General features: G+C 71.0%; 5 protein-coding genes. 1 reads left to right on the top strand and 4 read right to left on the bottom strand.

What is annotated here, in order from left to right; translation table 11 throughout:
• Positions 1-4 precede the first annotated feature (4 nt).
• The 4 genes from HUW53_RS10055 to HUW53_RS10040 form a co-directional block, all read right to left on the bottom strand.
• Positions 5-6,955 (bottom strand): non-ribosomal peptide synthetase, encoded by a 6,951-nt coding sequence (locus HUW53_RS10055; protein WP_237345617.1) that lies wholly within the window; start codon positions 6,953-6,955, stop codon positions 5-7.
• A 28-nt stretch (positions 6,956-6,983) separates the two neighbouring features.
• Positions 6,984-10,139, bottom strand: coding sequence for a non-ribosomal peptide synthetase (locus HUW53_RS21975; protein ID WP_307500105.1), 3,156 nt, complete (start codon positions 10,137-10,139; stop codon positions 6,984-6,986).
• Between the two features lie 302 nt (positions 10,140-10,441).
• A complete protein-coding gene (locus HUW53_RS10045; RefSeq protein ID WP_237345664.1) occupies positions 10,442-10,759 on the bottom strand; it encodes an antibiotic biosynthesis monooxygenase family protein in 318 nt (105 codons plus the stop codon).
• A gap of 735 nt (positions 10,760-11,494) precedes the next feature.
• Positions 11,495-12,361 carry a phytanoyl-CoA dioxygenase family protein gene (locus HUW53_RS10040; protein WP_237345615.1) on the bottom strand — a complete coding sequence of 289 codons (867 nt, stop codon included), beginning with the start codon at positions 12,359-12,361 and terminating at the stop codon, positions 11,495-11,497.
• A 164-nt stretch (positions 12,362-12,525) separates the two neighbouring features.
• Between HUW53_RS10040 and HUW53_RS10035 the strand changes: the two genes are divergently transcribed.
• On the top strand, positions 12,526-13,476 hold the full coding sequence (locus HUW53_RS10035; protein ID WP_237345614.1) for a thioesterase II family protein: 951 nt from the start codon (positions 12,526-12,528) through the stop codon (positions 13,474-13,476).
• Positions 13,477-13,485: the final 9 nt, after the last annotated feature.

Raw genomic sequence — 13,485 nt, 5'->3', positions numbered from 1 at the left:
GATCCTAGCCGTGCGCGGACGGTGGGAGGTCGAGAAACTGGGCGATGGCGCCGGCGGTCGCGGCGGCTGCCGGGCCGGATAGCATGGACACATGGTCGCCGGAAATGGTGCGCACGCCGATGGTGCCCGCCACGAGGCGCGACCATCCCATGTCCGGCTCCGACACGATGCGCATGTCCTTGGCGCTGAGATCGCCTTGACGCACCGTCGAGGCCCTCACGAGGCAGAGCGGCAGGTCGCGGGCGAGGTCGGGGCCGGGCCGATAGTTCAGGAAAGCATCATAGAGGGCCCGGCTCGCGCCATAGGCGCGCCGCAGCCATGCCGCGTCGCCGTCCGGCGCGACCAGGCCGGCGTCCTGCATCCGCTGGCACGCGAGCGTGAAGCGCGCATCGGCCCCGAGCGGCAGGAGGTCCGCGACGGTGAGGTTTTCGCCGACCCCATGGTGGCGCGCGCGCACGCCGGCCATGCGCACCAGCCATTCCGCCTGGGCTTGGTCGGGATCATCGGGCAGCACCGAGCGGCTGCCGAGGGGGGCGGGGGTGTCGATGATGACGAGCCGTTCCGGCGGCGTCCCGCGCGCGGCGAGCTGGCGCGCCATCTCATAGGCCACGATACCGCCGAAGGAATAGCCGCCCAGGAAGCGCGGCGCCGATAGCTTGCGGCGGGCGAGGGCGTGAAGGTTCGCGGTCGCGAGCGCCTCGACGCTGCCGGGTGGTTCCTGCCCCGGCTCCAATCCCGGCGCCTGCAACGCCCAGAACGGTGTTCGCGGCGGGAGGGCACGGGCAAGGTCCAGGAAGGCGCCGACATCGCCGGCGATGGGGTGCACGCACACGAACGGCGTATCCGGCCCCGACGTCAACGGCACCACCGGGTCCCAAATCTGGCCGCGCGCCAGGGCACGGGCGAGCGCGGCGACGGTGCGATGCTCGATCAGCAGCGTGACCGGCACCGGCCGTCCAAGGCGTTCGGACAGGCGCATCGCCGCGGTCGCGAGCCCGAGGGAGGTGATGCCGCCCGCGAGCACGTCGTCGTCCACGCCCAGGCGGCGGCCGGTGATCGCCGAGAGGATGTCGAGCGTCACCGGCTCGACCGCGCCCTGGGCCGGGCGCCCGCGCGGCGCCCGGCCGGGCGGGGCCGAGCTTTCGGAACCCCCGCCGTCCAGTGCTCCATGTCGCGGCACGGGCGCCGCGGCAGGCAGGGCGAGCGCGCCGGCGGTGGCGTCGATGGCGCCGGGCAGGGTGGCGAGGAGGGCGGCGACCTCCTCGATCATCCGCGCGCCCGTCGCGGCGGCGGTGCCGTCCGGGTCGGGCAGGACCAGGGAGATGCCGATGCGTTCGCCGGGAATGATGACGCCAGTGATGGTGTAGGCGGTCTTCAGGGCATTGTGCAGGCTCTCGACGCGCAGTCCGCTGGCACCGCTCCAGGCGTCGGTTCCAGACGGCATGTTCTCGACCACGAGCAGGGTATCAAACAGGGCGTCCGCCCGATCGCTCACGCCCGCGGCCTCGCCCACCTCCAGGAGGGAGACCTGCGCCTGGCTTTGGAGCGCCGCGATCTGGCGCTGCATCTCCTGGGCGAGCGCGATGAGGGGGCTGTCGTCATCGAAGCACAGCCGCACCGGCAGATTGTTGATGAACAGGCCCACCATCTGCTCCACCCCTGGCACCTGGGGCGGGCGGCCGGACACGGTGGTGCAGAAGACCGTGTCGCGGCATCCCCGCCGTGCTGCCGACCACAGGCCCCAGGCCAGATGCGCCAAGGCCGCGATGGTGAGCCCGCGCCGGCGCGACAGGTCCGCGAGTGCCTTGCTCTGCGGCGCCGAGAGCTGGCGCCGCACGGTGACGAACGGCCCGCTGCCGTCGCCGGGCGCATGAAGCGCCGGTTGGCGCGGGGCCGCCGCGAGCAGGGGGCCGAAATAGGCCGGCGTCGCCTCGCGCGCGGCGGTGGCGCTCCAGGCGATGAAGTCGCGAAACCGCGCCACCGGCGCAAGGGCCGGATGGATGCCCCGCCGGAACGCCTCGTAGGCGGACCGGGCCTCGCGCTCCAGTTGGGCGAGGCACCAGCCGTCGGCCAAGACATGATGGAAGCTGGCGATCAGATAGGATTCGGTGTCGCTCACGCGGATCAGGGTCAGGCGGGCGAGCGGTCCGGCTTCCAGATCGAAACCCTGGGCCCGGTCCTGGGCCAGGCGCTGTTCGAGCCGCGCGGTGCTGAACGCGGGCCAGGTCTCCACCTCCAGCGGCTGGCGGCAGGCGCGGCGCACCAGCTGGAGCGGCCGGGCCAGCCCGCGCCAGCGGAACACCGTGCGCAGCACCGGATGGCGGTCGAACACCAGCGTCCAGGCCTTGCGCAGGGCGGGCACGTCGAGGTTGCCGCTGAAGCGCATGCAGCTTTGCTCGACATTCACCGCCGAACCTTGCCGGCTCAGGGAATGCAGTAGCATCGCCTCCTGCATGGGGGAGAGCGGGTAAAGGTCCTCCACGTCCGTGTCGGTGCCCACCACCTGCTCCAGCGCGGCGGCGTCGAGCCCGGCCAGGGGGAAGTCTTCCGGCGTGAAAAGGGGAGCGGCATGATTCCGCGCCCATGCTCCGATCGCGTGCAGGGCCTGGGCGATCTGTTCCAGCACGGCCGCAGGCCCCTGCGCAGCCCCCCCCTGCACCGGCGCCGCGCCGAGCCAGCGCAGCTCGATCCGCCCGCCCACGGTCCGCACCGTGAGGCCCGCCCGCACCGCGGCGGAGAAGGCGGGCGCGTGGTGCAGCTGGATCGCCGGATCCTGGGGCGGCGCCGGCAGCAGCGCGAGCCCGATCGCCGCCTCGGCCACATGGAATGCGGAGCGCACGACGCCGAACGCGAGCCCCAGGGGCTCCGCCCGCTGGCGCGCCGCCTTGGTCTCGCGCAGGCGCAAATCGAGCGGTCCGCAAGGGGCACAGGCCTGGAGCGGCAGCACGCAATCGAGATTGGCGATCAGGCCGGCGGCATCCGGCGCGCCGGCCGGCTGCAATCGGCGGCCGTCCACGACCTCGATCGCCGGGGCCGCCCCCCATACCTCGCCGAGAGCGACCAGCAGCGCATCGAGGGCGGATACGCCGAGCCGGCCCGGCAGCTCCTCCGTCAGCAGGCGGGTCATTCCCGGATCGAGGAGCAGGCTGGCCCGCGCCAGCGTGGGGTCCACGGCGTCGGTGAATATCGGCGGGGGATCGAGCGCCGCCGCCTCGCGCGCCATGGCCGCCTCGCGCACGGCCGTGCTCGCGGCATGGCCGGTGAGCCAGGCGAGCCATTGCGAGAAGCTGAGCGGGGGAGGGGGCAGGCGCGCGCTGTCGGGCCCGGCCGCCAGCGCGCTTTCCAGCTCGGTGGCGAACAGCAGCAGCGCCCGGTCGTCGGCGATCGCCTCATGCAGGGCGAGGATGACGGCAAGGGTGGCGCCGGCTTCCGCCTCCTCCTTCACCAGGGTCGCGGCAATGGTCACGCCGGCGGAAAGGTCGATGCCCCGCGCCAACCGGCCACGGTGGTCGCCGATCCAGCGGTCGAGGTCGCCGAGGGTGCCGGCCGGCACGTCCACGAACCGCACCGGCACGGCGGGCAGGAAATCCGAGATGGCAAGGCGCCGGCCGGTGCCGTCCTCCACCTGGACGAGCCGCAGGGCGTCATGGCGTTCGGCAAGCCGCTGGATGGCATAGCCGAGGTCCACCGCCGACACCGTCGGCGCCACGGCGATGCTGACGAAGCGGCAGGGATTGCGGGCATCGCCCGCCGCCGGAAGCAGGTCCACTCCGTGCCGGACGCCGTTCCCTTCCACCTGGGCGGCCCGTTTCCGCCGGGTGGCGACGCCTGCGATGCCCTCGATGGTCGGCTGTGCGAACACGTCCTTGAGATCGACGTCGAGCCCCGCCTCGAACGCACGCGCCACCAGGCGGATGGTGAGGATGGAATCGCCGCCCACATGGAAGAAATTGTCCTGGAGGCTGGCCGGCGCATGGCCGAGGAGATCGGCCCAGATCCGGGCGACGATCCGCTCTTCCGGCGTGCGCGGCTCCTGCACGGCGTCGGGATGCGCGTCGGCCACATCCACCGGTGGCAGGGCGCGCGTGTCCACCTTGCCGTTGGCGTTCAGCGGGAAGTGATCGAGGATCGCGAAGGCGTGGGGCAGCAGCTGGCGCGGCAGGTGTGCCTGCAGATGGTCGCGCAGATCCGCGACCGTGAGCCCGGCGCCGGCCTTGGCGGTAACGTAGGCGACGAGGTTGCGCTCGCCCCCCTCCCGGCGCGGCGCCACCACGGCGGCGCCGGCCACCGCTGGATGGAGCGCCAGCACCGCTTCGATCTCCCCCAGCTCCACCCGGAAGCCACGGACCTTCACCTGGTTGTCGGCCCGGCCCAGGAAGATGATGTTGCCGTCGGCGCGCCAACGGCCCAGGTCGCCGGTGCGATACATGTGGGCATCGCCACGGGATGCGAAGGGATCGGGGCGAAAGCGGGCCGCGGTCAGCTCCGCGTCGCCCAGATAGCCCAGGCCGACGCCGTCTCCCCCCACCCAGATTTCCCCCACCAGCCCCGCCGGCAACGGCTGTCCGGCCGGGTCCAGCACATAAGCGGTGCTGTTGCCGATGGGCCTGCCGATGGGGATCGACAGGTCGTCGGGATGCAGGCCGGCGATGTCGAAGGTGGTGCTGAAGGTGGTGTTCTCGGTCGGGCCGTAGCCGTTGACGAGCACCAGTCCGCTGTCCCGCCCCGCCGCCAGCACCGCGCGCGCGGCGACGGGATTGACCACGTCGCCGCCGGTGATGACCCGGCGCGGACCGGCGAACACGGCGGGATCGACGGCGGCGATCTGCTGGAACAGGCCGGCGGTGATCCACAGCAAGGTGATGCGCGCTTCGCTCAGGAACAGCCGCAGGGCGCGCGGGTCCATCACCACCGTGCGATCGACCGGCACCAGCGTGCCGCCGTTGAGCAGCGGTAGCCAGATCTCGAGGGTGGAGGCATCGAAGGCCGGGTTGGAATAGACCGCCGCCCGCCGCCCCGGCGCCGCGAGGCCGGTTTCGCGCGCGAGCCGCGCGATGGCGCGATGGGGCACGCTCACGGCCTTGGGGGCGCCGGTCGAGCCCGAGGTGAACATGACATAGGCCGGGCTTTCCGGCTCCACCGGGGTGCCAGGATGGGGCGGGGCGGCCTCGGCGCGGGCCATCAGCTGGTCCCATACCAGGCTTTCGCATCCCGCGGCGTGGAGGGACGCATCGGCCACGATGGCGTGCCGCGCGGCGACCCGCAGGGCGCGCGCGTCCCGTTGCTCGGCGGGATAGGTGGGATCGATGGGGGCATAAGCGGCGCCGAGCGTGAGCACCGCCAGCAGCGCTTCCACGAGGGCCGCCGAAACCGGCAGCGCCAGGATCACCACGTCGCCCCGCGTCACGCCTTCGGCGGCCAGGATGCTGGCCAGCCGGCGCGCCCGCGCGGCGAGCGTGCCGTAAGCCCGGCTGACGCCATGTTCCTCGATGGCGGGTGCATCGGGATGGGCCGCGGCATCACGAAAGAAGAGATCGATGACGGTGCTGTCGCGCTCGTAGGGCCGTTGCGTGGCGTTGAAGCGCGCGACCAGCGCGCGCCCCTCGGCCGGCTCCATCAGCGGGATCTCCAGCACCGGTTGGTTCGGGTCGTGCGCCACCCCCTGCGCCAGCCGGCCGAACCAGCCGAGCAGGGCGTCGATGGTCGAGGCCTCGAACAGGTCCGCGTCATAGCGGCACCACAGGTGCAGCCCGTCCGCCGCCACCGCATAGACCACCGAGAGGTCTGCTTTCCCCGCCTGCTCCAGCCGCTCCGGCATCCTCTCGAAGCGGGTGCCGTCGAGGGCCGTGAAGGGGGCGGGCGGGGTCTCGGCGGCGCCGAACAGCACCTGCATGAAGGGGGCGGCCTCGCCGCGCCGCTCCACGCCGCTTGCCTCCACGATCCGCTCGAACGGCAGGTCGCGATGGGACATGGCCGCGCGCAGCGTGTCGCGCACCTGGGCGAGCAGCGCCGGAAAGCGCGCATCGGTCTCCACCCGGGCGCGGATGGGGAGGGTGTCCACCATCAGGCCGATCAGGTCGGCAAGCTCGGGGCGGTCGCGTTTGGAGACCGGGATCGTGACCACGAGGTCGTCGATGCCGCTCCATCGCCGCAGCAGCGCGAAAAACAACGCGAGATAGACGCTGAACGCGCTTGTTTCTTCCGCCCGCGCCCATTCCGAAAGGTGGGCGGCTGTGGTGCCCTTCACCACCGTGTGGGCCTGGGCGCTGCGGGTCCCGCCATCGCCGTTCCGGCGCCGGTCGAACGGCAGATCGAGGGTGGCCGGCGCGCCTTTCAGCTGCGCCCGCCATGCGGCCATGGCGCTGTCGAGGGCCGGGCCGGGCGCGCCGAAGCAGTCCTGCTCCCAATCGGCGAAGTCCGGCGCCTGGAGCGGCAGCGCCTCCCGCGTGCTGTCGCACCCGCGCAGGGCGTCATCATAGGCCTGCGTGAGATCCCGGAGAAAAACACTCAGCGACGCGCCATCGCAGATGAGGTGATGGAATACCGCGACCAGCGCCGCGCCCCCATCCGAGGCTGAGATCAGGCAGAGCCGCGCCAGCGGGCCGCTGGAGAGGTCGAACGGTTCCGCCACCATCTCCTGAGCGCGGGACATCACACGCGCCTCGAAGGTGGCGCTGTCCAGGGGCGCGTCCGCCCCGATCACCGGCAACGCCAGCGTGCCGGCATCGGCAACCGCCTGGACCGGACGGCCATCCACCAGCGGAAAGCGCGCGCGCAGGCTGTCGTGGCGGCGCACCACCGCATCGAGGGCGGCGCGCAGCGCGTCCGCATCCACGGTTCCGGTGATCCGCGCGACAAGGGGCATGGCGAAGAGGGTGCGGCCCGGGCGCAGCAGTTCGGCCATGCGGATCTGGCGCTGGCCGAACGAGAGGTTCGCGACGTATCCACTCGCCATCAGATGCGGCCCGGCCGTTGGCGTACCGTCATGACGGCAACTCCACCCGCGTGCGTTGGCGCGCCGCCAGACCGGTCCCGGCCTCCGGCGCCGCCGCCGAGCGGGCGTCAAGCCGCGCCGCCAGCCGGGCGATCTGCGGCGCTTCGAACAGGTCCGCCAGGGTGGCGGGGCGGGCAAGGTCGCGCCGCACGCGGGCGATCATCTGCATGGCGATAAGGGAGCTGCCGCCCAGCGCGAAGAAATCATCATGCCGCCCGACCCGCGCGACCCCCAGCAGCTCGCCCCAGATGGCCGCGAGCGCCGTTTCAAGCGCCCCTTCCGGTGGCGCGGCGGCGACCGCGCACGCGGGGGCCAGCGGCAGGGCGGCCGCGTCCACCTTCCCGTTGGCGGTGCGCGGCAGACGCCCATGCCGCACGAAGGCCTGCGGCATCATGTAGGCGGGAAGCCGGGCCGCGAGCCGCAGGCGCAAGGCCTCGTCATCGGGCGCCGTGGGATGGGCGCCGATATGGGCCACGAGCCGCGCCGGCCGTCCCTCCGTCTCTTCCACCACCACGGCGGCTTCCGCGATGCCGGCCTGTTCCAGCAGCGCGGCCTCGATCTCGCCGGGCTCGACGCGGTAGCCGTTCAGCTTCACCTGCCGGTCCCGCCGGCCGTGGAAGACGAGCCGTCCGTCGAAGCCGAGCGCCACCCGGTCGCCGGTGCGATAGGTGGGGGCGAAGGCGGGGTCGTTCGTGTACGGGTTGGGCGGTCCGCGCAGCGCGACTCCGGGCGCCGCGCCCACATAGGCCCGCGCCACCGGCGGCCCGGTCACCATCAATTCGCCCACCGTTCCGGACGGGCAGGGGCGCCCGTCCGGGTCGAGCACGAACAGGCGGGTGCCGGGAATGGGATGGCCGATGGCGACCGTGGCGCCCGTCGTTTCCGGCCGGCAGCGCTCGACGCTGACCCACACGGTCGCTTCGGTCGGGCCGTATTCGTTGCACAGCACGGCGTGGGGTGCGCGGGCGGCATGGGCCGCCACCAGCGCCGGCGGACACGGCTCCGCCGCGACCTTGGCCATGCGGACACCGGCCAGCCCCTGTGGTCCGGCGGCATCGAGCAGAAGGCCCCACAGCGAAGGCATCATGCAGACATGACTTGCCGCGCTTGTCCGGATGAGCGTTACCAGCGCATCCGCGTCCCGCGTCTCGGCGCGGGTCGGCATCACCAGGGCGCCGCCGTCCGCAAGGGTGCAGAACACGCCGGTCACCGCGCCGTCGAAGAACAGCGGGAACGTCAGCAGGAAGCGCCCGATCGGCAGATCGGCATTCTCCGCCGCGCTGGCCGCCACATGATAGCGCAGATTGTCATGGCCGACGCAGACGCCCTTGGGGCGCCCCGTGGAGCCCGAGGTGAAGACGACATAGGCCTCGTCCTCGGGTGCCGGCGGGCGCACGGACTTCAGCAGATCCGGCGCGGTCGGCGCATCCTCCATCGCCACCACCGCGCGGCCGGGACAGGCGTCCGCCGCCGCGTGGTTCGTCACGATCGCGGCGACGTCCGCGGTGTCCAGGATCAGCGCGCGCCGCTCCGCCGGCGCATCGGGATCGATCGGGACATAAGCGGCGCCGGCGAAATGGATGCCGAGAATGGCGGCGATCGCCTGGGGGCCGTGGTCGAGCAGCAGGGCCACGCGGGCGCCGCGCGCCACGCCCGCCGCGGCGAGCCGCGCCGCCACGCCCGCCGCGCGGGCGCAAAGATCCGCATAGGACCACACGTCGCCCCCGGCGATGACCGCCGGGGCTTCGGGCCGCTCGTACATCCGGGCGAGGATGAGCTCCACCACCGTGCCTTCGGGCGCCGGCAAGGGCCGCCCTTGAAGCTGCGCCTCGATCCGCCTCAGCCGCGACGCGGGTAGCACGTCGAGGGCATCGGCGGGCCGGTCGAGACTCTCCGGCAGATGCCGCAGGGCGGTGGCGAGCATGTCGAGATACTGCTCGGCTTCCTCCGAGGTCACATGCCGTTGGTCGAACATCAGGCGGAGCTGGAAAGTGTCGCCGATTTCAACCATCAGGTTGAGCGGCATGTCGGGCAAGGTGACGTCGCCGCTGGTGGCAAGGGTCAATCCCGCGTCGCGAAAGGCGCTGGCGAGGGACAGGGGATAGGTCTGCACCGCCACGAGACTGCGCAGCGGCACCGCTTCGCGCGGCAGGCCGATCAGGTCGCGGACCGTGTCGAGGCCGACCGGACCGGCTTCGCGCCCGGCGACCCGCGCCGCCTGGAGCCGTGCCAGCCATGGGCGCAGGGGCGTCGCGTCGCGCAGCACGCGGTTCGGCAGGATGCCGATCTGCGGACCCACGAGATGGGCCGAGCGATCACCCAGCAGTTCCGGCGGCCGCACCGTCTCCACGCAGCCGAACAGCACGTCGTCGGCGCCGCTCGCCCGCGCCAGCACCAGCGCCCAGGCGCCTTCCACCAGGGTGCTCAGCGTCAGTCGCTCGGTGCGTGTGAGCTGGTCGATGCGCGCCGCCGCGTCGGCTGGAAGATCGATCGCAACCTCGCCGATCCGTGGTCCCGACCCTGCGGGATCCCGGATCACCTCGTGCGGCACGAAGCCGTCGAGCACATGGCTCCAATGCCCGCGCGCGGCGGCGCGGTCGCGGCGCTCGTCCCATTCCACATAGCGCCGGAACTGCAGGGCCGGGGGCACGGCGCGCCCGCGATAAAGGGCAAGCACCTCGGCCAGGATCTCGCCGAGCGACCAGCCGTCCACGACCAGATGGTGACGCGTCCACACCAGCAGATGGCGGTCGTTCGCGAGGGTCAACAGACGCACCCGCATCAACGGCGCGCGCTTGACGTCAAAGGGGTGCGCGCGGTCGTCCGCCAGCAGCGCGTCGAGGGCCTGGCGCCAGTCCGATTGCCCCGACCAGTCGCGGCGTTCCAGCTGAAACGCCGGTGCGTCGAGCACCACTTGGACCGGATCGGCCTTGAGCTCCCAGTGAAAGCCGCTGCGCAACGCGCCATGGCGCGCGACCACGCCGGCCCACGCCGCGCAGAATGCGGGCGCATCCAGCGCGCCATCTAGCAACGCCCACCACTGACCCGTGTAAAGAGGCTGATCGGGATAGGTCACACACCGCACGAGCATCGCGCGTTGCATGTCCGTCAGGCCATAAATGTCTGCGATCGGACCTCGGGCCACATCTCAACCCTTGAAAACAGGAAACAGCCAGCGCGTGTCACTTGCGCCGGCGTGACTCTTGAGTCACCCGGCCCGCCCGATTTCGGGCGGATCAGCCCCGCCGCGACCCACCACAGCGCCCACGGGCGCGTCATGCCGGCCCGATCCGGAAACGACCAGAGCCGGCGCTTGGATCACGCCGACCGTGGTTCTGTCGCAAGCTGTCGTCCGGACCTGATCCAGGCGCGAAAAACGCCGGGGATCGAAGGCCCATCCCGGAGCGACAGAGGGGCGGTGACGGCCAGGGGCCGCCACCGACGGTATCAGAGGCTTTCGATGTAGAAACCTTCACCCTTGACGTCGCCGTCGCAGAGCTTCTGGAGCTTCTCGACGATGCCGCCGCCGTCCTTGGCGCGCGGATTGGCAGCCATCTTGTCGAAAGCCGCTTCGCTTTCCCACACGGTGGCAATACCGTACATGGACGGGTCTTTCTTGGACTTCATAAGTCCAAAGCCCACGAGGCCTTCAATGACTTCGCCCGGCTTCTTGCCGTCGTTGGGCAGCATTTCCTTTTCAAGGAGCGCGCGCGCTTCCTTTTCACTTCCGGCCTTAACGTGACAACGAGAGATCGTCATAAACATGCTGGCCACTGCACTGTCTCCTACGACAAGTTGTGTCGTTTTGCTAGCAGGGCCGTTTTTGAGGAGCAACTGCAACTTTTTGGCCGGTTCCAAATATCTGCATGGGTCTAAAAATATCAATTCCGCCCATACTTTCACCGTTGCTTCATGTTTCGACGATGATATCTTGGCCCTGTCCTAAGCAAAAGTTGATCCTGAATCGATTGCGCAAGCATTGCGCACGTTTTTCGGGCAAAGTGGGGCGCCGCGCGTCTGTCTCACCGACGCGGTTCCCGATCATGTGCCCAAGAAGAGGTCATTCCAGCCGGTCGCCGCCGAAGATTTGCCTTCGGCCCGGTGGCGCGGCCGGTCAGCGTCCAGGCTCCGGCGAGGGCCGGGCAGGTGGAGACGGCGCAGATTATGGGGAAGGTGGGTCTGAGGTCTGCGCGACATGCGTGCGCTATGGCTGGCTGGCCGAGGGCGGCGGCTCCACATTCATCCCGGCGCGCCATGACCAGGCAGTGCGCGCGCCCGCCCGGCGGCCTCGCCTTCAGCCGTCCACAACGCCCGCGCGGGTTTTGTGATCCCGCGCCGGGCGTTGTCGTCTTTCTTGAAAAGACCGAAGCGTCATCCGGCGTGCGGACGGCGCGCGGCTTCGAGCCTTTTCAAGCGAAGTGGATTCCGGTTCGCGTGAAGAAAATGCGTAAATCCGAAAACCTGGCGCGGATGGGTGAGTCCGTGCGAACGGAAAACGCTCTAGGCGAGGGGCTCGATCACGGGGAACAGATCGCCTCGGATGGGACCGCCGATCGTGAGATCCACGCCGAAGCCTTCCGCCGCCAGCCGCTCCACCACCGCGCCACCGTGGGGGGCGAGCAACGCGGTTTCGTCCACCCAGCGGGTGACCATGCGGCGCGTGTCGTGGGCCAGGGTGTTGCCCGGCGCGCCATGCAGGGTTCGGGCGTGGAAGACGAGGCAGTCGCCGGGCTCCAGATCCCAACTCAAGATGTCATAGTCGCTCCGCTTGGCCTCGATGTCCGGAAGCCGGGAAAAGGTCTCGTTCGCGGAGAGATCGAGTTTCCCATGGTAACGGGAATAGAAATCTTCCACCGCCGGCAGGGCCTTCTCGTCTTTCTCGAAGAAGCTTTCCGGCATGAACAGCTGGTTCCAGCGGTGGGAGCCGCGCACGAACTCCAGCGCGGCTTCACGCGGGATGGCGTCGAGCGCGACCCAGATGGAGCAGAACGGTCCGAGCACGACATTGTCGTGGTGCCAGGGGGTCCGCACCTGCGTGCCTGGGCTCTTCAGGAACCACGTGTCCTGCAGCAGGCGCACCTTGCGGGTGCGCAGGCACCGGGCGGCGATGGCGGCGGACGGCGATTCGAGCGCGAACGTCTCAAGTTCCGGAATGTGCCGCCGCGACCAGATGTCGGAGTGGAAGGCGCCGCCCCCGTCCGGCGAGAAGCTCTGGAACAGGGGCGAGGGGTGCTCGAGGTTGCGGCGGATGCCGGCCGCCGCGAGCTCGATCCATCGCCGATCGAAGCGGCCGCGCAGACAGACCGCGCCGTCGCGGTCGAGGGTCTGGATGGTGTCCTCGTCGATGGGGGCGACCGTGGTCGGCATGGGAGCTGCTCCGATGTTCGGCGGGAGAACGTGCATGTGGCGCCGTGCCTTCGCGCCTGCTCGAGGGACAGGCGGGGCCGCGCCGATGGCGTCATGAGAGCGACAATTTTGATGGCCGCACGATGCGACACATCGACGTCCGCCGTCCAGGGGCCGAAGCGGTGATGGCGACGCGCACGCAGATCCTTGGCGCGGCCGGTGGTCCCGAGCGCGCGGACGGCGCGCCCTCGGTGCTGCGGTGGGTCCGGCGCCGGCGTGGCGCGCCAGCCGTCATTTGTTTTCCCCATGCCGGCGGCACCATCCTGTCCTGCGCCCGCCTCGCGTACGCGTTGCCGGACCACATCAACGTCGCCGCGGTGGTGCTGCCGGGGCACGATCCGGCGGAACCGGGCGCGCCGGTCGCGGATGCGCGGCGCCTGGCGGGGATGCTCGCCGAGGCCATCGTTCACTGTGCCGGGGAGGATGACGGGGGGCCGCTCGTCCTCCTGGGCAACAGCTTCGGCGCCCTGCTCGCATTTGAGGTTGCCCAGGCGCTGGAGCGTCTGGACGTGCCGGCCAGTCGGGGGATGCAGATCATCGTCTCCGGCTTTCGCTCGCCCAGCCTGCCCCCCTGCGATGCGCCGCTGCACCGGCTGCCGCGCGGGCCGCTGCTGGCTGAGCTTCGCGAGCGGTTCGGCCAAGGGGGCTTCGACCACGGCGCCGAGCATGGCATTGAGCTTGGCACTGAACTTGGCGCTTCGTTCGCCGACCAGCAGGAGGCGGCGCTGCGCGCCGACCTGCAAGCCTGCGAGACCTATCGGCCGCGCCTTGCGCCACCGCTCCGCTGCACGCTCTCGGTGATCCGCCTCCTGCGCGACACCTCGGTTTCGGCGGATGAGCTTGAGGCGTGGCGGGAGGTCTGCGCGGGGCCGGTCCGGTTCCTGGCGTTGGATGCCGGGCACTTCCCCTGGACCAGCGCCGCGCCCGCTTTTACCGCCCTGCTGACCCCTCTGATCGCCGTGGACGCGGTCGGCAAAGGCGAGGGGGCACCCGGCCCGCTCGCCACGGTCGCGGCGGCGCCGACGGCCGGTAAGGCCGCGCTTTCCGCTCCTCTCCATCCGCCTCGGAAATCATAAAGAGCCGCC

This window comes from Xanthobacter agilis, from assembly GCF_021730435.1.
Taxonomy (GTDB): Bacteria; Pseudomonadota; Alphaproteobacteria; order Rhizobiales; family Xanthobacteraceae; genus Xanthobacter; species Xanthobacter agilis.
Note: the sequence above shows the minus strand (reverse complement) of the source record. Positions and strands in the feature narration are given on the sequence as shown.